At 60.2% G+C, this 23,100-nt stretch carries 19 protein-coding genes and 4 pseudogenes; 19 read left to right on the plus strand and 4 right to left on the minus strand.

Annotation, left to right across the window (positions count from 1 at the left end; translation table 11 throughout):
* The first annotated feature begins 468 nt into the window (after window positions 1-468).
* Window positions 469-834: a MarR family winged helix-turn-helix transcriptional regulator gene (locus tag CRX69_RS28285; RefSeq protein WP_371517147.1), complete on the plus strand. Its 366-nt coding sequence runs from the start codon at window positions 469-471 to the stop codon at window positions 832-834.
* 33 nt (window positions 835-867) lie between these two features.
* Here CRX69_RS28285 and CRX69_RS27990 read toward each other — a convergent pair.
* Window positions 868-1,101 (minus strand): annotated as a pseudogene (locus CRX69_RS27990) (aliphatic sulfonate ABC transporter substrate-binding protein); the annotation flags it as partial.
* A gap of 71 nt (window positions 1,102-1,172) precedes the next feature.
* On the opposite strand from CRX69_RS27990, the gene CRX69_RS20410 reads away from it, so the two are divergent.
* The 8 genes from CRX69_RS20410 (at window position 1,173) to CRX69_RS20455 (ending at window position 8,563) form a co-directional block, all read left to right on the plus strand.
* The gene (locus tag CRX69_RS20410; RefSeq protein WP_076384097.1) at window positions 1,173-1,520 is read left to right on the plus strand and encodes a hypothetical protein; all 348 of its coding nucleotides are present in this window, start codon (window positions 1,173-1,175) and stop codon (window positions 1,518-1,520) included.
* 486 nt (window positions 1,521-2,006) lie between these two features.
* Window positions 2,007-2,306: a hypothetical protein gene (locus CRX69_RS20420; RefSeq protein WP_076384099.1), complete on the plus strand. Its 300-nt coding sequence runs from the start codon at window positions 2,007-2,009 to the stop codon at window positions 2,304-2,306.
* 271 nt (window positions 2,307-2,577) lie between these two features.
* Window positions 2,578-3,084: an RNA polymerase sigma factor gene (locus tag CRX69_RS20425; protein ID WP_076384100.1), complete on the plus strand. Its 507-nt coding sequence runs from the start codon at window positions 2,578-2,580 to the stop codon at window positions 3,082-3,084.
* Complete coding sequence (locus CRX69_RS20430) at window positions 3,081-4,007, plus strand: FecR family protein (RefSeq protein ID WP_107322722.1); 927 nt, start codon at window positions 3,081-3,083, stop codon at window positions 4,005-4,007. The genes CRX69_RS20425 and CRX69_RS20430 overlap by 4 nt, the downstream gene beginning before the upstream one ends.
* Before the next feature lie 131 nt (window positions 4,008-4,138).
* Complete coding sequence (locus CRX69_RS20435) at window positions 4,139-6,538, plus strand: TonB-dependent receptor (RefSeq protein WP_076384102.1); 2,400 nt, start codon at window positions 4,139-4,141, stop codon at window positions 6,536-6,538.
* A gap of 351 nt (window positions 6,539-6,889) precedes the next feature.
* The gene (locus tag CRX69_RS20445; protein ID WP_076384103.1) at window positions 6,890-7,192 is read left to right on the plus strand and encodes an ArsR/SmtB family transcription factor; all 303 of its coding nucleotides are present in this window, start codon (window positions 6,890-6,892) and stop codon (window positions 7,190-7,192) included.
* A 62-nt stretch (window positions 7,193-7,254) separates the two neighbouring features.
* Window positions 7,255-8,229: a zinc-dependent alcohol dehydrogenase family protein gene (locus CRX69_RS20450; RefSeq protein ID WP_076384104.1), complete on the plus strand. Its 975-nt coding sequence runs from the start codon at window positions 7,255-7,257 to the stop codon at window positions 8,227-8,229.
* A gap of 40 nt (window positions 8,230-8,269) precedes the next feature.
* Window positions 8,270-8,563, plus strand: coding sequence for an antibiotic biosynthesis monooxygenase family protein (locus CRX69_RS20455; protein WP_076384105.1), 294 nt, complete (start codon window positions 8,270-8,272; stop codon window positions 8,561-8,563).
* A 279-nt stretch (window positions 8,564-8,842) separates the two neighbouring features.
* On the opposite strand, the gene CRX69_RS20460 is transcribed toward CRX69_RS20455, so the two are convergent.
* Window positions 8,843-9,736: a LysR family transcriptional regulator gene (locus tag CRX69_RS20460; RefSeq protein ID WP_076384106.1), complete on the minus strand. Its 894-nt coding sequence runs from the start codon at window positions 9,734-9,736 to the stop codon at window positions 8,843-8,845.
* Between the two features lie 94 nt (window positions 9,737-9,830).
* Here CRX69_RS20460 and CRX69_RS20465 point away from each other — a divergent pair, with 94 nt between their 5' ends.
* The 10 genes and pseudogenes from CRX69_RS20465 (at window position 9,831) to CRX69_RS20500 (ending at window position 20,484) form a co-directional block, all read left to right on the plus strand.
* Window positions 9,831-10,997 (plus strand): MFS transporter, encoded by a 1,167-nt coding sequence (locus CRX69_RS20465; protein WP_107322723.1) that lies wholly within the window; start codon window positions 9,831-9,833, stop codon window positions 10,995-10,997.
* A gap of 150 nt (window positions 10,998-11,147) precedes the next feature.
* Window positions 11,148-11,621: a carboxymuconolactone decarboxylase family protein gene (locus CRX69_RS20470; RefSeq protein ID WP_107322724.1), complete on the plus strand. Its 474-nt coding sequence runs from the start codon at window positions 11,148-11,150 to the stop codon at window positions 11,619-11,621.
* A gap of 46 nt (window positions 11,622-11,667) precedes the next feature.
* Window positions 11,668-12,045, plus strand: coding sequence for a MerR family transcriptional regulator (locus CRX69_RS20475; protein ID WP_047230139.1), 378 nt, complete (start codon window positions 11,668-11,670; stop codon window positions 12,043-12,045).
* A gap of 412 nt (window positions 12,046-12,457) precedes the next feature.
* Window positions 12,458-13,558 (plus strand): ABC transporter substrate-binding protein, encoded by a 1,101-nt coding sequence (locus CRX69_RS20480; protein WP_223194380.1) that lies wholly within the window; start codon window positions 12,458-12,460, stop codon window positions 13,556-13,558.
* A 1,288-nt stretch (window positions 13,559-14,846) separates the two neighbouring features.
* Window positions 14,847-15,896: pseudogene (locus CRX69_RS28290) on the plus strand (sensor histidine kinase); the annotation flags it as partial.
* A gap of 213 nt (window positions 15,897-16,109) precedes the next feature.
* Window positions 16,110-16,445: pseudogene (locus CRX69_RS28295) on the plus strand (response regulator transcription factor); the annotation flags it as partial.
* Between the two features lie 519 nt (window positions 16,446-16,964).
* A pseudogene (locus CRX69_RS28300) lies at window positions 16,965-17,303 on the plus strand (ATP-binding protein); the annotation flags it as partial.
* Between the two features lie 184 nt (window positions 17,304-17,487).
* Window positions 17,488-18,102: a TetR/AcrR family transcriptional regulator gene (locus CRX69_RS20490; protein WP_047230136.1), complete on the plus strand. Its 615-nt coding sequence runs from the start codon at window positions 17,488-17,490 to the stop codon at window positions 18,100-18,102.
* A 280-nt stretch (window positions 18,103-18,382) separates the two neighbouring features.
* The gene (locus CRX69_RS20495) at window positions 18,383-19,162 is read left to right on the plus strand and encodes a thioesterase family protein (RefSeq protein WP_076384112.1); all 780 of its coding nucleotides are present in this window, start codon (window positions 18,383-18,385) and stop codon (window positions 19,160-19,162) included.
* 50 nt (window positions 19,163-19,212) lie between these two features.
* Complete coding sequence (locus CRX69_RS20500; RefSeq protein WP_076384114.1) at window positions 19,213-20,484, plus strand: OmpP1/FadL family transporter; 1,272 nt, start codon at window positions 19,213-19,215, stop codon at window positions 20,482-20,484.
* A 101-nt stretch (window positions 20,485-20,585) separates the two neighbouring features.
* Here CRX69_RS20500 and CRX69_RS20505 read toward each other — a convergent pair whose 3' ends face one another.
* Both CRX69_RS20505 and CRX69_RS20510 read right to left on the minus strand, forming a co-directional pair.
* Window positions 20,586-21,371, minus strand: coding sequence for an SDR family NAD(P)-dependent oxidoreductase (locus CRX69_RS20505; protein ID WP_047230133.1), 786 nt, complete (start codon window positions 21,369-21,371; stop codon window positions 20,586-20,588).
* A gap of 69 nt (window positions 21,372-21,440) precedes the next feature.
* A complete protein-coding gene (locus tag CRX69_RS20510; RefSeq protein WP_107322726.1) occupies window positions 21,441-22,901 on the minus strand; it encodes an efflux transporter outer membrane subunit in 1,461 nt (486 codons plus the stop codon).
* Window positions 22,902-23,100 lie beyond the last annotated feature (199 nt).

A 23,100-nucleotide genomic window follows, 5' to 3' on the forward strand; every position in this document is an offset into this window, starting at 1 on the left:
GGTCACCGCGACCACCCGGAAGCAGGCTGCGCAATGCCTGCGTTGGCCATTGATGTCGCACGGGAACCGGGGATGCGGCGTTCGTTCACGGGCCGGGTCGCCGGAATGATCGAGTCGTTCAGCGCCAGTCTTCCCTGGCGGCGTGACCGATCCAGGGAAGACCAGGCGATCGGTTTCATGTCGGCGATAGTCGGCGCCATGGTGCTCGCCCGAGCGGTCGACGATCAACCGCTGTCCGACCGCATTCTTCAAGCGACACGTGACGAACTGCTTGCGGGTGAGCAGGCTGGGGCAGCAGCAGTACAGGCCTTGGACAATATCCCCGACATCAGCCGACCAGTAGCTCCGAAAATATCTAGTGAGCTAGATAATATTGGGCTAAAAAAGCGAGTTCCTGCCAAAAAGGCTGCAGTGCAGCGGGAAGTCGGAACCCAACTGTCCTTTGCTCTGTACGGTGCCGCCAATCGGATGATTCGCCTGCACAAACCCTTGCTGGAGCCCCTTGGGCTGACGTTCCCCCAGTACCTGGTCATGCTGGAACTGTTCACGGACGCGCCCAGGACCGTGGGCGATCTGGGCGCTGCACTTGGGATGGATACCGGGACGATCACGCCCTTGCTCAAGCGTCTTGAAGTGTCGGGCATGGTGACTCGAGCCCGCGACAAAAGCGACGAACGCCGCGTGCTGATTGCGCTTACCGACGCTGGGGAAGGTCTGCGCGAAGAGCTTTGGGCCGTCACGGACAAGATCAAGACCGCCTGTCAACTGACTGAGGATGGGTTGGAAGCTCTTCGCGGCACGCTTAAGGCTTTTGCGCGTCCCGCTGGCGAATGAGGGCAGCCCTCCGAAGATAGGCGTCGATGCGGCAAGTGCATTCTTCACGTCCAACCGTTTAGGCAACAGCTTGTTGGCATAAAACAGATCTGCTGTGGCCTGCTGCGCTTCGATGAGTTTTTCATCCATGGGCAGTACCGGTGACGGCTGCCGATTATCCACGTAACGAGCGATCACGGCTTCGGGCAGCCCCATGGATTGAGTCAGCACCCGAAGGCTTGCTTCTCGTTGGCTGCGAGTCAGGGCTTCGGCTGCGGTAAGCTCATCGTTTCGCGGGTAACGCGATACCTAATTCAATGTGTCAAGATTCGGCCACCAAGGATGAGTACCCATCGAATATGCCTACTCTGACCTCCAATGCCGATTTCATGCAGCTTGCCCTTGCCCAAGGGCGCTTGGCCTTACCTGACTGCCTTCCAAACCCGCCAGTAGGTTGCGTGCTGGTAAACAGCGGGGTCGATAAAGTTTTTGTTGGATTGCTTGATCCCGATCCAAGAAACTCGGGAGCGGGCATAAGAATGCTACGAGATGCAGGCATTACAGTCGTTGTCGGCTTACTGGCGGAGGAAGCTGCTGAGGACTTAGCTGATTTTTTGGTAAGTAATTGCGGTGGATCTTTGGATCGCAATGATCAGCAAATCGTTAGTCCCTCAGCGCAAGGTGGGATGCTCGGACGGTTACATTGAAAAGTATGTGGCTGGCGACGATCGTTGCTTGCGTCATCAGTGTGAGCTTTTGGCTGGCGGCGTCATGGTTCGCCGGAGTGAATGAGCCTTGGGACGCGCAATGTTATTGGGCTGTTCTATATCCTGCGTCCCTGGCGCTGACATTGACGCTTGGTCTGCTGTTTCAAAAACGCGGATGGCTGGCAGGCCCTATCGTAATGTTCGGGCAGATTCCGTGTGTGATGATGACATCTGGAGCGGGGCCGCTACTGGCAGTTGGCATTTTGTATTGCATTTTGCTTTCGATCCCAGCAGTGATGCTGTCTTGGGGCACGTGCGCGATCTATCGGCGGCTCGCCGCTAGCTGATGCAGATCGAACCGTGGTGAGCGCGCGGGGCGCAATTGTCCAGACGAACCAGCGCATCCCCTTGTCTCGATTCTGCTGGGGAACGACCCCCTGTGCTTGTAAGTCTACCTGTATCTACTCATTGGTAAGGTACAGCGCAATGGATAAGGCAATCACCGTGGATCAACTGGCTACCACTGACCTTGGATCATTCAATGAGATATGGCTCGGCGGGACTCATACCCAGCTATGCCTGTGGCGTGGCGCCCAAGTCTTCACTCACGAAATGCTCAGCGAAGGCACTCACGATCAGAATGTCCGACGCCTGTGCTTGCAGTTGGTCAACCCTGACGATCAGGCCGCAGTGGCCAGCGTTGAGCTGATTGCGCGCGAACGGCTGAAAAAGATGGGGAAGGAAGGCGAGTTTTATCCGGCTGAGGAGGCGGACACCCATCAATAGTCGCTCTGCAGTTCTGATAAAAAAAAGGAATACCGGCTAGTCATGAGGGTCTCAGTACGTCACATGATTTAGTGGCTACTGCCCCAGCGACCATCGCTTCTGGCCTAGAGTGTGGTCTCTCAATAACGATCCCTATCGTAGTCTCCCGATTGGTTGCCCCTGATTGTTCCACTGTTGGTCATAACCAACGAAATGTCGCAAACGCCTCATTAATTGAAAGTCATTATCATTTGAGATAATCTCGCGGTTCTTCCTCGCTTGAGTCGCTTGCGTGTCCTGGCCACCTGATCCTCATTCCGCTGACGGCGAGTTCGAGAGCCATTCGAGCGAGCTGCTGCGCTTCCTCACGCGGCAGGTGAAGTGCGCAGAACTGGCAGCCGACCTGCGCCAGGAGACTTGGTTGCGCTTTCGCCGGCGCGAGTCCGGGAAGGAGATCGGCAATCTTCGTGCTTTCCTCTATCGCATCGCGCGCAACCTGATCATTGACTACCGCCGTCAGCAAAAATCGCGCCCTGTCGAAGAGGAGATATCCGTCGAATTGGTCAGTGCCCAGCCTGGTCCGGAGCGAGCGGCAAGCGACGCCCAGCGCCTGGAGCTATTGCAGCGCGTAGTCCAGGATTTGCCACCGCATCTGCGTCAGGCGTTGTTGTGGAATCGCCTGGACGGGCTGACCCAGCGTGAGATCGGCGAGCGCCTGGGTGTCTCGGAAAGCATGGCCGGACGTTATATTTTGAAGGCCCTCGAACACTGCCAGCAGCAGATGGACCCGCAGCCGTGACTCATCCTTCGCTTCTCGATCAGGCCCGGCAATGGCAGGTGTTGCTGCATTCTGGTCGCGCCACCGCTGCCGATCGCGAGGCCGCGCAGGCCTGGCGCCAGGCGGCGCCCGAGCACGAGCAAGCATTTCGTGAGGTGGAAGGGCTGTGGTCTTTGCTCGGCCAGATAGAACGTCCGGCCGAGCAGCCTCAGGTGCGCGTGGTGCGTCGCCATCGACGTTGGGCAACTCCACTGGTCTGCGCCGCGATGCTGTTGCTCGCTTTGTGGCTACCGCGTGGCACCTGGATTGGCCTGTATGCCGATATCAGCACCCAGCCGGGCGAGGTGCGCGAGTTGCGTCTGGCAGATGGTTCGCTGTTGACCCTCAACGGTGATTCGGCGCTGGACTGGCAGTTTGTCGACGGTCGCCGCGAGGTCAGGCTGTACCGCGGCGAGGCGGATTTCCAGGTAGCCCATGACCCGGCTCGGCCGTTCACTGTCACTGCCGGCGAGGCGCGTATACGCGTCACCGGCACGCGCTTTGATGTGCGTCTGGAGGAGGGCGGTGTCGACCTCGCGGTCAGCGAGGGCCGAGTGTTGGCCTCCAGCGAGGGGCGCGACCCGCTGCCGGTGCTCGGCGGGCAACAGGTGCTGTGGCGCGGCGGCGAACTGCAGGTGCCGCAGGCATTGGATGCGCGCCAGCGCTTGGGCTGGCAGCGCGGCAAGCTGATATTCCGTGACAGGCCACTGGAGCAAGTGTTCGCCGAACTTGAGCGCAGCCAGTCTGCGCGCGTGCTGTTTGTTGACGAAGCCGCTCGCAGGGTACAGGTGACCGGTGTGTTCGCCCTCGACGATCCACAGGCGGTGTTAAGTGCTGTTGAAACCACCTTGCCTGTGCGTCTGGTGCGCTTGCCGGGGTTGATTCTGGTCACGTCACGCCGCTGAGACTCGCGCCGCGCCTGGGCCTTCAAGAAAACAGAAAATATTTAGGCGGCGATGGTTCAGAAATCATCGGCCCCTTCGTCTTCTGTTCCTGCAAATGCGACTTCTTCGCATTGATAGCCAAGGACATCAGCATGCGGTCGACCCCCTTCCTCGCGGCGCTAGCCGTACTCCCCCTGGCCATGGCTGCCGCACAGGCGCAAGCCGTACAGCTCGACGTGCCCGCCCAGCGACTCGACGCGGCGCTCATCGACTTCGCCGAGCAGGCCGACGTGCGTCTGCTCTATGAGGCCGGCCTGACCCGTGGCAGTGGTGTGGCGCAGGCGCTCAAGGGCGACTATTCGGTGGTCGACGGCCTGCAGCGGTTGTTGGAGGGCAGTGGCCTGAGCTTCCAGACTGGCGACGACGGCACCATCACTCTGGTGCCGCTGCCCGAGCAAGGTGTGTTGGAGCTGGGCTCCACCACCATCAGCGGGATCGCCGACGGCCGTGTCGATCTGCCGGCCGAGTACGCCGGTGGGCAGACGGCGCGGGGTGCCCGCATCGGCGTGCTGGGCAACCAGGACATGCAAGATGTGCCCTTCGCCTTCTCCAGTTACACCTCCGAGCTGATTGAGACGCGCCAGGCGCAGACTCTGGCCGAGGTGCTGGCCAGCGATCCGGGCGTGCGTCAGTCATTCGGCTTCGGCAACTTCTCCCAGGTGTTCGTTGTGCGCGGGTTCCAGCTGTTCAGCGACGATATTGCCTTCAACGGGCTGTACGGTGTTCTGCCGCGACAGATCATCTCCACCGAGTCGGTCGAGCGGGTTGAGGTGTTCAAGGGGGCTAACGCCTTTGTGAATGGCGTGTCGCCGTCGGGCAGCGGTGTCGGCGGGGCGATCAATGTGGTCTCCAAGCGTGCCGAGGACAGCCCCACGCGCCGCGCCACCTTGGACTATGCCAGCGACAGCCGAGTGGGTGGGCACCTCGATCTGGGCCAGCGCTTCGGCGAGGAAAACCGCTTCGGCGTGCGGGTGAACCTGGCCCAGCGCGAGGGCGAGACAGCGGTGGACGAGGAGCACTCGCGCTTCAGTCTCGCCACCCTCGGCCTGGACTACCGCGGCGACCGTCTGCGACTGTCTGCGGATCTCGGTTACCAGAAGCAACGGGTCAACGAAGGGCGCTCGGTGGTCTATCTGACCACGACGGGGCCTACCAGCACTCTCAACGGCAAGACGCCGTCGGCACCCGACTCCGACCACAACTACGCGCAACCCTGGAGCTGGTCGCAACTCGAAGACACCTATGGCATGTTCAGCGCCGAGTACGACCTGTCGCCCACTTGGACGGCATACCTAAGTGCAGGCGGCAAATACACGCGGGAGAACGGTATCTACGCCTCCAACTACGTCTACGGCGCGAACGGCGACGCACGTATCGGTCGCCTCTATTCGCCGCTGGACCAGGAGACCCTGAGTGCCGTTACGGGGCTGCGCGGCGAACACACCACCGGGCCGGTCAGCCACCGCATCAACCTGGCCGCCAACGGCATCTGGCAGGAGAAGCGCAACGCGTTCGAGTCCACCGCGGCGGGCAGTCGCGGCTTCGGCAATCTGTATGAGGGCCAGCCCATCGTCGAGCCGCCGGCCACCAGCATCTCCGGCGATATTCACGACCCGGACACCACCGCCAAGGTGCAGAACCGCAGCCTGGCGGTGTCCGACACCCTGGGCTTGCTCGACGACCGCGTGCTGCTGACCCTGGGCGTACGTCGCCAATCCATCAGCTCCGATGCCTGGAGCACGGCCAGCGGTGCCCGCACCTCAAACTATCAGGAAAGCATCACCACGCCGGCCTATGGCCTTGTGATCAAGCCCACCGAGTTCCTGTCGCTCTATGCCAACCGCGTCGAGTCCCTGCAGCAGGGGCCGACCGCGCCGGGCGCCGCGCTCAACAGCGGCGAGATGTTCGCGCCCTATCGCTCCAAGCAGATCGAGATGGGCGCCAAGCTCGACTGGGGCACCTTCGGCGGCAGTCTCAGCCTGTTCCGCATCGAACAGCCGCAGGGCGTGCTCGGCGGCGACGGCTATTACCGGGTGGATGCCGAGCAGCGTAATCGCGGCGTGGAGCTGAGTCTGTTCGGCGAGCCGCTGGACGGCCTGCGCCTGCTGAGCGGCGCCACCTGGACCAAAGCCGAGCTGCGCGGCACAGCTGGCGGCCGCGACGATAGCAACCAGGCGGTGGGTGTGCCGCAGTTCCAGTTCAATCTGGGCGCCGACTGGGATGTGCCCGGCTTGCCCGGGTTGAGCCTGAACGGCCTGCTGCTGCGCACCGGCGGTCAGTTCGTCGACAGCGCCAACGAATACAGCATCCCCGCCTGGACCCGTGTCGACCTGGGCGCGCGCTATCGGACGCAACTGGAGGGCCGCGCGCTGACCTTCAACGCGATGCTAGAGAACGTCGCCGACGAGAACTACTGGGCTTCTGCCAACGGAGGATATCTGACCCAAGGTGCGCCGCGCACGCTCAAAGTGTCGGCCACCGTTGATTTCTGAAGTTACCCTCGATAAGGAGGGCGCCGTTTGCAAGCTGTGTGAATACGCTAAAGGCGATTTCACCTGACGCTCCGAGAGGCTGCATTCGCGGCCTCTGTCGTCGTTGCTGCGATCGCACCAGAACCAGTCATGGGTAGCGTCAAAGAGGGCGGTGAATTCGCCCTTGACGCTTTTGACCTGCTTGGCCTGTTATCGTGGTTTTTTTTAAAAAAGCCTTCACTCATGGCCACAGGCTGCTTTCGGCTAGAAGCAGGCACTCGCTCCAGCCTGTGAAACCGCTGGCAATTCGAACTCCAAAATTATTCTAATCCCTCGTATTGACATATCGGTAAATCTCGATATCCTGAGCGCATGGAACTGATCGAAATATTCAAAGCCCTCTCGAACCCTACGCGTCTTCAAATCCTGAAAGGTTTGAAGGATCCCGTAAAGAACTTCCCTCCGCAGGATGAGGGTGACGTTCTCACGGTCGGCGTCTGCGTCAGTAGTATTCAAGAGGGTATCGGGCTGTCGCAGTCAACGGTGTCTGGCTATCTTGCCACGTTGCAACGAGTGGGCCTGGTCGAAGTCAGGCGTATCGGTCAGTGGACCTACTACAAGCGCAATGAAGCAACCATCAGCGCGCTTGCCGAGATCATAGGGAAAGATTTGTAATTTTTTTACCGCAACATATCGATATATCTCGATATGCCATTTTATAGATATGAGGATTTACCATGAAAGCGATGATACTGAAGTCATTTGGCGGTCCTGAGTCGTTCGAACTCCGCGACGTGCCCAAGCCCGTGCCGGGCGCGGGACAGGTCCTGGTCCGGGTACACGCAACCTCGATCAACCCGTTGGATTATCAGGTTCGACGTGGCGACTATGTCGACCTGGTGCCACTGCCGGCCATTACCGGACACGACGTATCGGGCGTTGTCGAAGAAGTCGGGCCGGGTGTAACGAGCTTCGCTCCGGGAGACGAAGTCTGGTACACCCCGCAAATTTTCGACGGCCCAGGCAGTTATGCCGAGTACCACGTTGCGGCCGAAGGCATCATCGGGCGTAAGCCGCAATCACTGAGCCACCTTGAGGCAGCAAGTCTGACCCTGGTTGGCGGGACGGTGTGGGAAGCACTGACCGTGCGAGCGGCGCTCAGAGTGGGGGAGAGCATTCTGATACACGGCGGCGCGGGAGGCGTAGGGCATGTCGCGATCCAGGTGGCAAAAGCCATTGGAGCGCGGGTCTTCACGACCGTGCGCGAAGCAAACTTTGAGTTCGCACGCAGCCTGGGTGCCGATGTGCTCATCGACTACGAAAAGGAGGATTACGTCGACGCCATCATGCGCGAAACCGGTGGTCACGGCGTGGATGTGGTGTTCGACACCATCGGCGGCAACACACTGACGCGTAGCCCCGACGTGCTCGCCCAACTCGGCCGCCTAGTCTCGATTGTGGATATTGCCCAGCCGCAAAACCTTGTTCAGGCGTGGGGTAAGAACGCGAGTTATCACTTCGTTTTTACCCGACAAAACCGCGGCAAACTTGATGAGCTGAGCGCATTGGTCGAGCGCGGCCAACTGCGCCCGCACGTTGGCGCGGTCTATTCGCTCGCCGACATTGGGCTTGCCCACGCTCGACTGGAGAGCCCCAACAACGGCCTTCAGGGAAAAATCGCGATTGCAGTCGAGCCATCGCTCATCTCGTGAGTGCGTACTTTTAGTCAACTGAGCTTGTTGGAGGAATGCCATGATTTATGAAATCGCTCTGCTCCCCGTTCACAAAGAACGCATTGAAGCGTTCAGACACGCATTTGCCGAGGTCGCCCCTTTGCTCACCCGCGCAAAGGGTTACGGCGGCCACTTGCTAGCGCAAGGGATTGAAACCCCCCAGCAATTCAACCTGATCGTGCGCTGGGATTCACTCGAAGACCACACGCCGGGCTTCGAAGCGAGTGAAGACCATCGGCTATTCATGATGGGATTGGAGGAATATTTTTCAGAAGAACCGAAGGTCTACCATATTGAGGGGGGGAGCTTTTAGGACTGACGAACATGATGCTTCCAACAATGCCGTCGGCATGGATGCTGCCGGCGCCTTGAGGGGCTTGAACTGGGACTAGGTGCCGGGTTTGAAGTCTTCTATGAAAGGCCCTAGATGTTTAGATCTAGACGTTTGAGCTGACTATCGTCCGCTTCTAGCCGAAAGTTGCCTCTCGCCAATCGCCACCGGCCAATCTCGGCTATAGCTCCCGATTGTTCCAGTCAGGTAAAACTCCCACAGCATTACGAGCATCCGGAAGGGGCAAGTGACGTTACCCGTTTACATCCGGTGATGTTCCAGCAAGAAGTCCACGAATAACCGCACCCGCGCCGGCATTGCCGAACCACCTACGAACACCGCATGAATCGGCTCCCGGTCTCCGGGGTTCCAGGCTTCCAGCAGCGGTACCAGATCGCCGCGCCGCAGGTCCTCGGCTACGGTGAAATCGCCGATACGCGCGATGCCAGCGCCTACCCGTGCGAGTTGTGCCAGCGCTTCACCACTGCTGCATTCGATGTTGCCGCTAACCTTCAGGGAAAACTCATTTCCCTCGCGGATGAACGGCCAGTTGGGTTCGGCACGCCGGAAGTTGAAGCGCAGGCAGTTGTGCCGTAGCAGGTCTTCCGGTTCCCGGGGGATGCCGTGGCGCTGCAGATACTCGGGCGATGCCACCACGACCTGGCCGGTGTCGCCGATCCTTCGTGCGGTCAGCGGGCTGTCGGGCAGATGGCCAAAGCGTACCGCCACGTCGGCCTGACCGCCGAGAATGTCGACCACTTCGTCGCCGAGGGTGAGGTCGACGACGATGTTCGGGTAGCGGGCGCTGAACGCTGCCACCAAGGGAACGATGGTCTGGCGCCCATGGCCGAGGGCGGCGCTGACCCGCAAACGGCCCCGGGGCACGCCCTGGTCGGCGATGGCTTCTTCGACCTCGGCCATGTCGGCCAGGATACGGCGGGCGCCGCGCAGGTAAGCCTCGCCCTCGGCGGTGAAGGTGATCGCTCGGGTGGTGCGCAACAACAGGCGAGTGCCAAGACGTTGTTCAGTACGCGCGATGATCCGACTGACCGCCGAGGGGGTCAGCCCCAATGCACGCGCGGCGGCTGACAGGCTGCCTTCCTGCGCCACGGTGGCGAACACGCTCATTTCACCTGATCTGCCGTTGAAGTCCATTTGTGCTCCGTACGCAAAGGTGATTGCCAGAAATGCTATCTACCGCCTGAAAAAGTTGGATCGTAGCATTGACGGCATAGATAAGGAGCCTTCCATGCGTATCAATCCACCGCTTGTCGCACTCGCCATTGGTGCCTTTGGCATCGGCGTTACCGAGTTCGCCCCCATGGGCATGTTGCCGGGCATCGCTGCGGATCTCGGCGTATCCATTCCCGCCGCAGGTTTGTTGGTCAGTGCCTACGCCTTGGGCGTATTGCTCGGCGCGCCGCTGATGACCCTGACCACCGGCAGGATTCCCCGGCGCTATCTGCTGATCGGACTCATGGCGATTTTTACCCTGGGTAATCTGATGTCAGCCCTGGCTACCGATTACTACAGCCTCATGGTTGCCAGAGTGGTGACCTCACTGAACCACGGTGCGTTCTTTGGCGTCGGCTCCATCGTCGCCGCTAGCGTGGTCGCCCCGGAGAAACGCGCCGGGGCGGTTGCGGCCATGTTCTTGGGCCTGACCCTGGCCACCATCGGCGGTGTGCCGCTGGCCGCCTGGTTTGGCGAACTGTTCGGCTGGCGCACCGCATTCTGGGGTATTACCGGACTCGGCGTGGTAACCATGGCCGCGTTGTGGTACGCGCTACCGAACCTGCAGGCGCCACAAAGCGTCGGTGTACTGGCCGAAATTCGGGTGCTGGGTCGTGGACCGGTGCTGGGGGCGTTGGCCCTGACCGTAGTCGGCTCGGGTGCAATGTTTACCGTCTTCACCTACATCGCGCCGATCCTCAGCAGCGAAACCCATGCATCAACCGCCTACATCACCGCCATGCTGATGCTGTTCGGTGTGGGGTTGACGCTGGGCAACATGTGGGGCGGCAAGGCCGCCGACCGCTCGATAGATCGCACCCTGATTGTTTCGCTGAGCGTGCTGATTCTGGTCTTGTTGGCATTCACCGTATTGATGCGTTGGCCGCTGGCTGCCGCTGTTGCCATCCTGATATGGGGTGTCGCCAGCTTCGCCCTGGTGCCGCCGCTACAGATGCGCGTCATGGAAGCCGCCAAGGACGCACCCAATCTGGCCTCGGCGGTGAACATCGGCGCCTTCAACTTGGGTAACGCGATGGGTGCAGCGCTGGGCGGAGCGGTGATCAATACCGGGCTGGGTTATCCGGCGATTTCCCTGGCTGGAGCGGCAATGGCGGGTCTGGGGCTGTTGATGGTGTTGGCTTTTGCCTGGCGTTCCAGAACGGCTGCAACTGCGGTGGTGTGACGATGATGTGAGGGTGGCTCCCTTTAGCTGCGGGCCCTTTTAGCTGAAAGCAACTGGCGCTTGACTTAGAGCGCGCTCTAACCAATAGCCTCCTTGTTGCACCGCCAAAACGGCCAGGTCCGTTGCGCGGCTTAAACAAGGAGACAGGTCATGACATTAAAAAAACTGAGCGCTGTAACCGGGCTCGTGCTTTCAGCAATCGCAATTCCGGCGTCGGCAACTGAACCGGATAGTCGACGAGTGAAAGGGGTCGAGACCCTGGAAAGAATCACCGGGACCGCCGGCAACAACGTGGTCAAGTCGCTTAGCGATATCTCGCCCGAGCTGGGTGAATGGATAGTCGATTTCGCCTATGGTGATGTGTTTTCCAGGCCCGGTGTCGCCCTGTGTACGCGCGAGTTGGCAACCATCGCGGCCCTCACCGCATTGGGGAACGCGCAACCTCAACTCAAGGTGCATATAGAGGGGGCGCTGAATGTGGGTTGCAAACCTGAGGAGATCGTTGAAATCATCATCCAGATGGCGGTGTATGCTGGTTTTCCCAGCGCGTTGAATGGCATCAGCGCAGCGCGGGAAGTGTTTGCCAAACGAGGCATCAAAATCGTTGCCGCACCTTCCGAGTGAGCGGAACGGGTGCATTACCGAACACCGATGGCCAAGGATTGTGCTTATGAACGCCTACCAGACGATTGACCAGGTCGCCAAGCGCACCGGCCTTACGGCCTATACCCTGCGCTACTACGAACGCATCGGCCTGTTGGCACCGGTCGCCCGTGCGGCCGGAGGGCAACGGCTTTATGCGCCGACTGATATGGCGTGGCTGGAGTTTCTGCTGCGTTTACGCACCACTCACATGACCATCGGCAAAATGCAAACATTCGCCAAGCTGCGCAGCGCTGGGGACTCAACGATTGCCGAACGCCGCCAGATGCTGGAGAGCCATTTACAGGATGTACAGGCCGAAGTTGCTGCCATGCAAAAGGCCGTTGCTGCACTGCAAGTCAAGATTGACCACTACCGTGCGCTTGAGGCCAAGGAGGAAGGTTAGGATCTGCTCTGTTGGTCGACTCCCGCCCATCACGACAAGCAGAGTCTCGCTGAAATCCTTCATGGCCGCGAGCGAAGTGGGCACCTTGAGACTATGCTCAGTGTCACTGCAGGCAATGTACTGATTTCGGTTTTCAGCCGCCAAGGAAAGGAGTCTGTATGTCTCTGGTTCTTCGTGCCCGGTTCTATGATTGGAATGACCGAATGAGCAATCCGGTAACCGGTGCCCAGGGGCGCAGCTTGATCAATGGGCAATATCTCCTCAGTTCGTGAGCGTTTGGGCGCTTCATTCACAGGGTCGACGATCTCCAATCTGAAGGCCGACTTCTCCAACCAGGTCGAGCAGTCGATCCAGACTGTCGGCAAATGCAGGTGGATTACTTTTGGTAAATCCCAAGGACATGGAGAGCCGCATGAACACTAAACCACTCCACAAAATCTTATGGCGCCTCGCCGGCTGCGTGACCGGGCTGGCGATGGTTGTCGCCAATCCAGCCCAAGCTGCCGATGGCGGCATCGCCGGCGGCCCTACCTCAAGCTATAGCATTGCCTTCAGCAACTCCTACGCGGGCAGTGATTTCCGCAAAGTGATGGTGCGCAACTGGCAGGAGGTGGCGGCCCAAGCCCAAAAGGATGGCTTGATCCGCGAGGCTCCGGTGGTCAGCGCCAATAACTCCGCAGCGGAACAGGCGGCCCATATCCAGGACATGATCGTCAAAGGCGTGAACGCCATCGTCATCCTGGCCGCGTCCGACACGGCCCTCAACGGGGTGATTCGCGATGCATGCAACGCTGGCATCGTGGTGGTCGTCATGGCCAGTCTGGTCACCGAAAGTTGCGTCTATACCGTGGACTACAACTGGTCCGCCATGGGCCGCGTGGAAATGGATTATATCGCCGAGCGTCTCAAGGGGAACGGAACACTGCTGGAGATCCGCGGCATTGCCGGCGATGCCACCGATAAAAACATCAGCGACGGCATTCGCAAGGCCGCCAGCGACTACCCGGGCCTGAAGTTCGCCAAGACCGTGTACGGGAACTGGACGGCGTCCGTCGCACGCAAGGAGGTGGCGCTGGCACTGCCGTCGCTTCCCAGCATTGATGCCGTCGCGACTCAGGGGGGCGACGGCTACGGCGCGGCCATGGCGTTCAAGGCGGCGGGGCGCCCTTTGCCGATTATTGTGATGGGGAACCGTCAGGACGAACTTGCCCTGTGGAAGCAGGAGCGCGATGCCAATGGCTACGAGACCGTCTCGGTCTCCGCCTCCCCAAGCGTTTCCCAGGTGGGGTTCTGGGTGGCCCAGCAGATTCTGGCGGGCAAGCAAGTGCCGAAGTTCGTCGAGGTGCCGCTGGTACGCATCGATGCGAAGGACCTGGACGCGTGGCTCGCCACTATGCCGGTGGGCGGCGCCGCCAATCCTTTCTACAGCCAGGCTTCCGTTGCGGCGATGATCGACGCGGCCGTCAACCATACGGCGCCGCCGACGCCTTTGCCGGAGGTGACGAAGCAGTAGTGGTGGGCGGGGAGCGAGGAGGCGAGGCGCGGTGCTGACATTCAGGCCCACCACAGACAGGCCCATTGCCGTCAGGATCGGGCTGGCAGTCGCCGCACTGGTGTTTCTGATGCTGGCGGTATCGCTAGTGAACCTCTATGGCCTGCGAGGCATGGTTCGTTCGGTGGATTCGGCCAGCCATTCCGCAGAAATTCTGGCCTCGGTCAACGGGGCCACCGAGCGGGTGGAAAACTTCATCGCCACCCGCGACCAGGAAAGCCTCTCCCAAGCCGAGGGCATGGTGGCGACCGCTATTGCCGGCCTTACCGCCATTGCGGTGGCAGAGGCGCAATCGCTCAAGGGCGGTCTGGACAGGCTCGCCGCGGCGATCGCCGCTTTGCGGGCGGCGACCCTGACCATGGATGGCGAAACGGAGAACATGACAGCCCACTACGGTCGGATGCGAGAGGCGACGATCCTGGTCGAACAGGGCATCGCCGATGGGCTGAAGGGGCTTGACGCCCGCACCGCTGAGCACCAGGCACAGGTGAGCAACATTGAAGGCGCCCATCGCATCCTGGATATCCTGCGCAACGGCGAACGGATCATCATCGCCAATGTGGCCAAGATGCTGGTGACCGGTGATGGGGCGGCCGCAGCGCGCAACGCCTGCGCGGCACTCCCGCCGGTGGTCGAGCAATTGCGCGAGGTGATGGGGGAGCCGCAGGAGAGAGAGCCCCTCGACCAGTTGGCAACAGCGGTCGTTGCTACCTGCGTGACGGTAGAGCACCTTGGCGAGGCGCCCAAGTTGCGGGGAGGCGAGGCGTTGCGGCAGCTCGCCGTCGTCGGGGATGTGGTCGAGCACCTCGAGGCAATGTTGAGTGAGGTGGATGGGCGCGTTGCTCATGATGCAAGCGACATTCAGGCAGCCACCGGCTTGCTGCACAATGCCGCCGCGTTGTCCAAGCGTTTCGCCGAGCGTGTTGCCACCCTGGAGGCGCAGACCCTGTCGTTTCGCCTGTCACCGTCAGCGGAGGTCGCCAGCTCTGTCGGCCACATCCTTGATGAACTTTCCCGTCTCGCGCGCGTTCTGCCTTCGTCCGTGGGGCCGCAAGCCAAGGCTACGCCTCTGACGGTCAGCGATCAGATTGCCGGCTACCGGGCGGCATTCGCCAGGTTCCATCAGGCAAGCAACGCTTTGAGCGATGCACGCGATCAGGTTCGCGACGAGGCTCGCAGCGCCGGCCAGTTGGTTGCGCGCTTCGCTGGAGAGGCGCGCTCCGACGCCTTGGTCCACAATGATCGCGGCATGCTTGCGACGATAATTGCAGGTACCGTCGCCATCCTGCTAGCCGGCGCCATCGCCTGGAGCACGTCGCGATTTATCGCACAGCCCATCGTGGCCCTGGCCTCGGTCATGCGCAGGCTTGCGGCCGGCGACCTGAACGCCGAGATCGCCAGCGCCGGACGCGGCGACGAGATTGGAATCATGACCCGCGCCGTACGGGTGTTCCAGGAGAATGCCCTGCGCATCCGGGTGCTGGAGGCTGAGGCTGAAGCCGAACGACAGCAAGTCCAGGCCTCCTTGGAGAGAATGGTCGCCGAACGGACCGACACGCTGCATCAACAGACCGAGGTGCTGGAGGCGCAGGCCGTCGAGCTCATTCAGGCGCGCAACCAGGCCGAGACGGCCAACCAGGCAAAGAGCGATTTCGTCGCCACGGTCAGCCACGAACTGCGCACCCCCCTGACCCTCATTCTCGCCCCCCTGGAGCAGCTCTCGGCGGCGACCATCCCGCCGGCGGACTGGCATGTGCAAATCGACCGCGCCCAACGCAACGCACTGCGCTTGATGAACCGGGTGAATGACATTCTCGATTTCTCCAAAGCCGAAGCGGGCAAGTTTGAGGTGTGTCCGGCGCCAATTGACTTGAACAAGATGGTGGGTGTGCTGGCCGAGGATGCCGCCATGGTGGCCGAGGGCAAAGGCTGCACTCTGACCAGCAGCATCGATCCTGCGCTCGGCACGGTGTTCCTGGACCCCCGACACTTCGAGAAGATTCTTCTCAACCTGGTGAGCAATGCTATCAAGTTCACGTCCGCTGGCGGCACCGTGCACCTGGCAGTGACGCTGATTGATGGCGAGCGTTTTGAACTCGCGGTGCAAGACTCGGGGATCGGCATTGCGCCTGACAAACTGCCGTTGCTGTTCCAGCGTTTTTCCCAGATCGACAACTCCGCCACGCGCCACTACAGCGGCACAGGCATCGGTCTGGCCCTGGTCAAGGATCTGGCCGAACTGATGGGGGGCGAAGTGGGCGTGAACAGCGAGCCTGGACGGGGTTCGTGCTTCTTTGTTCGACTTCCGCTGGGGGCCGAGCAAAACACCGTGCCGAGCGAAGCCAGCAATATGCAGGAGCGATCGTCATCGAGCACAACAAGCACTATTGAGCAGCGCCACTTGCGTTTCGACGACGGCCACCAAGGCAGTCGCAACGACCAAGTCGTGACGCAAGGCGCAGGTGACGAGCAGCACCCGGAACACGCCTTGCGATCCAGAGTGCTGGTGGTCGACGACAGCCCGGAAATGCTCAGCTATCTCAGAGAACTTTTGCAAAACGATTACATCGTCGCCACCGCAGTTGATGGCGAGCAGGCCTGGGCACTCCTGCAGCGTCGACCCATCGATGTGGTCGTTTCGGATGTGATGATGCCGAAACTCGATGGCTTTGGCCTGACAGCCAGAATCAAAGCCAGCGCCGGTTTTGCCCATTTACCGGTGATCCTGGTGACCGCCCGTGGCGGTAGCGAGGCCTGCGTCTCCGGGCTGGAGAGTGGCGCCGATGACTATATCGCCAAACCCTTCTCGCCGCTGGAGCTCATGGCTCGCGTGCGCGCGGCGCTCCGCATGAGTCACGTGCAAACCGAACTGCATGCAAAATCCCGTCAGGCGGGCATGGCCGAAATCGCTACGACTGTGCTGCACAACGTCGGCAACGTCCTTAACAGTGTGAACGTATCGGCAGAACTGGTCAGCAGCCTGATGCGCACCTCCAAAGCCCAGGGGCTGGGCAAGGTGGCTCAGATGATGAACGAACACGTCCATGACTTGAGCGATTTTCTCACCACAGACCACAAAGGAAAGATGCTGCCCGGCTACCTGCTCAAGCTGGCGGAGGTGGTGGCGATAGAGCAACAGGGCATTATCGAAGAGCTCGGGCAACTCACCAAGGGCATTGACCACATCAAAACCATTGTCGCTGCCCAGCAGTCCTATGCCGTTGCTGTCAGTATCGTCGAGACAGTACCGGTCCCGGAGTTGATCGATGATGCCTTGCGCATGAGTGCTGGATCACTGGCGCGCCAGGAGGTGACGGTGGTCAAGGACATTGCCGACTTGCCCTTGCTGCCGCTGGACCGGCACCGGATGCTGCTGATTCTGGTGAACCTGATCCGCAATGCCAAACAAGCAATGAACGGCGTGATCGATCGCAGCCCGTGCATCACGTTCAGCGCCTTGCTGGCTGACGGGCCAGCATTGCGTATCACGGTGACCGACAACGGCAATGGGATTGCACCAGAGCATCTGGCGCGGCTCTTTTCCCATGGCTTCACTACTCGCAAAGACGGTCACGGTTTCGGCCTGCACAGCTGCGCGCTGGCCGCACAGGAAATGGGGGGCAGCTTGACCGTGCACAGCGACGGGGCTGGACAGGGTGCAACCTTCATCCTTGATGTTCCGCTCGATGGTCCGCAGACGCAGTGATGAGCACCAGATGTCAGGAAATCATTTGGAAGCGAGTCCCAGATAGACCCAGTACAGCAGGGCAGTTGCGCCGATGGCAGCTCCTGACATGCAAACGGCTATCCAGCCAAATCGCCAGATATGTGACTTAATTACAATGTGGTCACAAGTTGTCAACCGCCTTTGAGGTGAGTAAGCTGACCGCATGAACCAGCCAATATCCCCCAGCGTCCGTGGCCCAGTCGACCATGACATCCGAGACCAGATTGTCGCGGCGGCCAATGAGCATTTCAGTCAATACGGTTACGGCAAGACCACGGTGTCCGACCTGGCCAAGGCCATCGGGTTTTCCAAGGCTTACATCTACAAGTTCTTTGATTCCAAGCAGGCAATCGGCGAAGCCATTTGCAAAAATTGTCTGGCGCAAATCGTTGCCGCCGTGGAGCAGGCCATCAACGTGGAAGGCCTCTCACCTACGGAGCGCTTTAGACGCATGGTCAAAACACTGATGGTCACGGGCGCGGACCTGTTCTTCAACGACCGCAAGCTTTATGACATCGCCGCGTTCTCGGCCTCGGAGCGTTGGCCAAGCTCGCAGGTTTATAATGCCCGGATCAAAGACTTTGTTCTGCAGATCGTACGAGAGGGGCGAGAACTCGGTGAGTTCGAGCGCAGGACGCCACTGGACGAGACGGTAGACGCGATACATCTGGCGCTCCAGCCTTTCGTCAATCCTTTGCTGTTGCAGTACAACCTCGATCGCATCGAGGATGCCCCAACGCTCACCTCCAATCTCATCCTGCGTAGCCTCATGCCCTGAGTTTCGGCTGAGGGCTGCATTGCCATTGCAACCTATTCCCGCGTGGTCCCTGCGATTTTACCTTCTGAATGAAGGTATCTATTTGTCTGGATTGTGACTGTTGACACAAATGGTCACATGAATAAGTATGGCGCATCTGTTCTCAAGAGATCGCCATGATCCAGCGCCGCCTTCAGCTTAGGTCTTCACCGATTCCATCCACCCGTTTCGATTGGGAGAGGGCGACGCCTGCGTGCTGCTTGGTGGGGATCACGACGGGTCAGTTCAGGGGAGCGTTGATATGACCAGCTTTGCCCAGATGCTGCAGCAATTCGATCCAGACTCACCTTTTATTGCACCACCCAACTGGCTACAGGGGCGCACTGTCTTTGGGGGCCTGTCTGCGGCGCTGTCGCTGCAAGCGGTTTTGCGTGAGTGTCCGACAGATTTCCCGCCGTTCAGGTCAGCCCAGGTGTCGTTCATTGGCCCTGTCACACAGGCCCAGACATTCGAAACCAGCGTGTTGCGTCAAGGGCGGTCAGTCACCTCGGTAGCGGTCGACTGTATGTCGGGCGATGACCTGGCGCTGCGCACCACGCTGTTATTCGCTCAGCCGCGCGAAAGCAAAATCAGCCACAACTCCTGGGGAAGACCGCTTGTAGAGGGGCCATCCAAATACTCCACGCTGGTTCTGGATAGCAACGTCGCACCGGCTTGCGCCCATAACTTCGAGATGCGCGCGGCGGGCGGTTCATTGCCAGTATCTGGCGCAGAAAATCCCGAACTGTTGATGTGGGTGCGCCACCTGGATGCACAGGGCGTGGACCCGGCCGTCGCCTTGGTTGCGCTCGCTGACAGTTTGCCGCCGGCCGCCATGACCTGCTTCACCGAGCCCGCCGCCATCAGCTCTGCGTCCTGGATGATTGATCTACCGCAGCCGGCCGTTGCTGGTGAATGGTTTCTCATCAGTTCTTTCAGCCAGCAGGCTCTGGAAGGTTACTCATTGCAAGATATGGAAATCTGGGACGAAAGCGGTCGACGAGTGCTTTGGGCGCGTCAGACCGTGGCAATTTTCACATAACACAACCACCCGCTTCATTCACCTCAGCTACTGCTGTAAGAGTTCTAATAATGAAAAAAATATGGCTCAAGACCCCGCTAGGTCTCGCTGTTGCGCTCGCCACTTCTCATGTGCTGGCGAGCGGTTTCGCGCTCAATGAGCAAAGCATCAGTGGGATGGGATCCGGGTTTGCCGGTCGCTCGTCTTCTGCTGAAGATGCGAGCACCGTTTTTGGCAATCCGGCGGGCATGTCTCGCTTGAAGAGGGAGCAGGTCAGTCTGGGGGCGGCGACGCTTTTCGCCAAGTCCGACATCAGCCAGACTCGCAGCACCTTCGGTGGCCAGCAGGACGGCGATATGGTGCCAGCGACCACGGTGCCGATGGGTTACTACGTCAAACCCATTGATGAGCACTGGGCGTTCGGTGTTGGTTTTTATGTTCCTTTCGGCCTGATTACCGACTATGGCAGCGGTTTCGCCGGGCGTTATTACGCCAACAAAAGCGAGGTCACGACCCTTACGTTCCAGCCCACTGTAAGCTATGCCTTTAACGACAAAGTGTCGATCGGGTTCGGTCCTACCATCAACCGTATCAGCGGTGAGTTGTCCGGGATGGTGCCCAACCCTCTCAGCCCTGGGCGCAATGATGGAAAACTCAAAAGCACCGGCGACGACACGGCCCTGGGTTTCAACGCGGGGATCCTGGTGCAGGCTACTGACCGAACCCGTTTAGGTCTGACGTACCACTCCAAAGTCAGTTACCACTTGGACGCCAAGACTAAGGTTACTGGTGGAGTCTTCAGCTTGCTGGGCGTCAGCGGCCAGAGCTATGACGCTTCGCTGGATGTGGATACACCGGAGTCGGTGGACTTCTCGGTGACTCATCAGCTCAACGATGACTGGACGCTTTATGCAGGGACCACCTGGACACGCTGGAGTCGCTTCAAGGAACTGGTCATCCAGAACTCGGGTTTGCCTCCTTTGCTCAGTGGCTCGCTGGGCACCGTTGCCGAAGAGCAGAACTGGCATGACACGTGGGCCCACGCCATCGGTACGGCGTACCGGTTGAACAACCAGTGGGTGCTTCGCGCAGGCTTGTCGGTCGACCAGTCGCCCGCCAACAACACCGACCGCGGGCCACGTATTCCTACGGGCGACCGGACGGTGATCAGCTTCGGTGCAGGCTGGACGCCGGTGGACGATGTCACGATCGACGTTGCCTATTCTTATCTGTGGGAAGAGAGCGTGCAGGTCAATCACACCTCAGCGACCCGGGGCGCCTACAGCTCCACGTATAAGAACAGTGCCAGCGGCCTCGGTGCTTCTGTCAGCTATCGCTTCTGATTGATTGCCGCTTTACGATAACGAAAAGGCCGGGGCACAGGTTGCCTCCGGCCTTTTTGTAGGCATTCCTTTCCCTTCGGGAAGGCCTTCACCTCGCCCACTCAGACGCCCATGACGTGCGCCATGATGCCTTGGTGAAACCGGCGAGGCGTGGCCCAGGTCAAGACCGTAATCGCTTTGTTGCCAAAGCCTGGCACGACACTCATGCGTCCGGCTTGCAGCGCACGGATTCCCGCAGCGACAACGGGCTGGGGCTGCATCATCACCATTTTCAGGGCCGGTGTGAGCTTTTGCCTGGCGCTTTGTGCAAATCCGGTGTCCGACATCCCGGGGCAAAGTGCGGTCACGACGACGCCGTCGGTTTTGAGTTCACGATGAAGCGCGTCAGAGAAACGAAGCACATAGGCCTTTGCGGCAGAGTAAACGGCGAAATTCTTCACGCCCTGGAAGGCCAGCAGGCTGGCAACCATCAGGATATGTCCGCGTTTTCGGGCCCGCATGTCAGTCGCGAAGAGGCGCGTCAGGGCTGTCAGGCTGGCGATGTCCAAATCGATCATGGCCAGGGATTGTTCCACGGATTGATCCAGAAAGGGCCCTTGCAAGCCATGACCGGCATTGTTGATGAGCACATCGATCACGACACCGCGCTCGCTCAGTCGCTGATACAGTTCGATGATCGCCGGAATCGAGGACAGGTCGACTTGCTCGACGAGCACCTCAACGCCGAAGCGTTCGCGCAACTGCGCCGACAGCGCCTGAAGTTTATCCAATCGGCGTGCTACCAGGACCAGCGATTTCCCTTGTGCTGCGTACTGCCGGGCAAACTCCTCGCCAAATCCGCTCGACGCGCCCGTGATGAGCACCCAAGAGTTATCGTTCGTTTTCATATTGCTGTTCTCTGCTGGTTTTAGCTGAAGGAGGAGGGCGCGCAGGTGGTGCCACGTCACCTGGTTACGTCATCGACTTGCCACAGGCTCGGCGTGAGCAGGCTGCCAGCCACCACCCAGTGCCCTGAACGCGGCGACCGCCGCTCGTGCCGATTCGGTTCGCGCTTGCGCTCGGGCATCGGAAGCTCGCAGCAGTGTTTCGTCGGCTTGCAGGACGTCGATGAGGCTGGCAGTGCCTTTCTCATAGGCAATGAACGAGGATTGACGAGCCTGAGTCAGAGCTGTCTCTGCTGCGGTGAGGGTGGTTGCCTGGGCTTCGCGATTGACCAACGAGGAGAACGCGTTCTCGACATCCTCGCTGGCGCGCAGCGCGGACTGGCGATAAGCGGCCAGGGCCTCGGCTTCCTGCCCCTTGGCTTGATCGATCTGTGCGTTGATACGGCCAAAGTCGAAGAGCCTCCAGCGCAGTCCCAATACACCCGCCGACTGGCTGGCGCCGCCGGTAAAAAGGTTGCCGGCGGATACGGCGGTGGCGCTACCGAGCAGCGCGCTGAGGGAGAATTTTGGATAGTACTCAGCAACGGCCTCTGCGATGCGTGCATTGGAGGCCGCTAGACGGCGCTCGGCCACGATGAGATCGGGCCGGCGGCGCAGCAGATCGGCAGGCGTTCCCATGGCGGTTATCTGGGGTGCCAGAGGAATGCTTCGCGCATTGGCCAGTTGTGTGCGATGCGTGCCGGGCGGCGTGCCGAGCATGATGTCCAGTGCGTTCATCGCAGCATCCAGGCCAATTTGCAGGACCGGCACTGTCGCTTGGACCTGTGCCAAGGCGCCCTCGGTCTGGCGAACCTGATAGCTGGCGGCGAGGCCCTTGCTGTAGAGCAGTTGGACCTTCTCCAGCAGTTCCTGTTGCGTTTTGACCTGTTGGTTCGCAATGCCCAAACGGGTCTGCAATCCGCGGACAGTGATGTAGATGTCGGCGGTCTGCGCAGCGACGGCCAGGCGGGTGGCCGTGGCGCCCGCTGCGGACGCCTGGTATTCGGCCAGGGCGGCCTCGCGTGACCGGCGCAGGCTGCCAAACAAATCGACCTCCCAGCTGGCCCCGAGGTTGAGTTCGTAAGCGCTTCCATACCGATCATAGCCAGGCGTTGAATTCAGCACCTGGCCGAGTGGGATTTCGACTGACTGATAGGCGCGCGCGGCCTGGCCGCTGATATTGCCCGAGGGCAGCAAAGCAGCATCGGCCGCACCCAGGCCGGCCCGCGCCTGCGCGACGCGCGCCGAGGCCTGCGCCAGGTCCAGGTTCTGCTCAAGTGCCTTGGCGACGAATTCGGTCAGCGCTGGGTCATCAAAGCCTTCCCACCAAGCTACGAGACTGGCCGGCATCGTCGCGGGCCGCTGTTCGACAGAGGGCTGACCGAGGAAACGGTCCGATAGCGCAGTGTCCGGACGGTGATAGTCCGGACCAACGGCGCAGCCTGCCATCAAGCTGGCACTCAGTATCAGAGCAGCGGGGTGGAGTGGCGACATGGAGATTCCTGAAGTGGAGATTGATGTGTGACCATATTATATATTGGTCACTTTCTGTCAATGAACTCCTCATGGGTGGGTGCTCTCGCTGGGGGCTATGGTCGCAATAAGTGTTGAGAAAATTGTAATTTAGTCTCTGGTCGCAATAGTTGTGACCATTGACAGTAATGGTCACAAGCCAGAGAATGTGACACCTGTT

It is taken from the genome of Pseudomonas rhizophila, assembly GCF_003033885.1.
GTDB lineage: Bacteria > Pseudomonadota > Gammaproteobacteria > Pseudomonadales > Pseudomonadaceae > Aquipseudomonas > Aquipseudomonas rhizophila.

Excerpts from the sequence above, each read along its gene's own strand:
- CRX69_RS20505 (WP_047230133.1), bottom strand. The coding sequence starts at position 21,371 with ATGAAAACGAACGATAACTCTTGGGTGCTCATCACGGGCGCGTCGAGC.
- CRX69_RS20460 (WP_076384106.1), bottom strand. The coding sequence starts at position 9,736 with ATGGACTTCAACGGCAGATCAGGTGAAATGAGCGTGTTCGCCACCGTG.
- CRX69_RS20500 (WP_076384114.1), top strand. The coding sequence starts at position 19,213 with ATGAAAAAAATATGGCTCAAGACCCCGCTAGGTCTCGCTGTTGCGCTC.
- CRX69_RS20510 (WP_107322726.1), bottom strand. The coding sequence starts at position 22,901 with ATGTCGCCACTCCACCCCGCTGCTCTGATACTGAGTGCCAGCTTGATG.
- CRX69_RS20445 (WP_076384103.1), top strand. The coding sequence starts at position 6,890 with ATGGAACTGATCGAAATATTCAAAGCCCTCTCGAACCCTACGCGTCTT.
- CRX69_RS20450 (WP_076384104.1), top strand. The coding sequence starts at position 7,255 with ATGAAAGCGATGATACTGAAGTCATTTGGCGGTCCTGAGTCGTTCGAA.
- CRX69_RS20420 (WP_076384099.1), top strand. The coding sequence starts at position 2,007 with ATGGATAAGGCAATCACCGTGGATCAACTGGCTACCACTGACCTTGGA.
- CRX69_RS20410 (WP_076384097.1), top strand. The coding sequence starts at position 1,173 with ATGCCTACTCTGACCTCCAATGCCGATTTCATGCAGCTTGCCCTTGCC.
- CRX69_RS20470 (WP_107322724.1), top strand. The coding sequence starts at position 11,148 with ATGACATTAAAAAAACTGAGCGCTGTAACCGGGCTCGTGCTTTCAGCA.
- CRX69_RS20480 (WP_223194380.1), top strand. The coding sequence starts at position 12,458 with ATGAACACTAAACCACTCCACAAAATCTTATGGCGCCTCGCCGGCTGC.
- CRX69_RS20435 (WP_076384102.1), top strand. The coding sequence starts at position 4,139 with ATGCGGTCGACCCCCTTCCTCGCGGCGCTAGCCGTACTCCCCCTGGCC.
- CRX69_RS28285 (WP_371517147.1), top strand. The coding sequence starts at position 469 with ATGATTCGCCTGCACAAACCCTTGCTGGAGCCCCTTGGGCTGACGTTC.
- CRX69_RS20455 (WP_076384105.1), top strand. The coding sequence starts at position 8,270 with ATGATTTATGAAATCGCTCTGCTCCCCGTTCACAAAGAACGCATTGAA.
- CRX69_RS20490 (WP_047230136.1), top strand. The coding sequence starts at position 17,488 with ATGAACCAGCCAATATCCCCCAGCGTCCGTGGCCCAGTCGACCATGAC.
- CRX69_RS20495 (WP_076384112.1), top strand. The coding sequence starts at position 18,383 with ATGACCAGCTTTGCCCAGATGCTGCAGCAATTCGATCCAGACTCACCT.
- CRX69_RS20465 (WP_107322723.1), top strand. The coding sequence starts at position 9,831 with ATGCGTATCAATCCACCGCTTGTCGCACTCGCCATTGGTGCCTTTGGC.
- CRX69_RS20475 (WP_047230139.1), top strand. The coding sequence starts at position 11,668 with ATGAACGCCTACCAGACGATTGACCAGGTCGCCAAGCGCACCGGCCTT.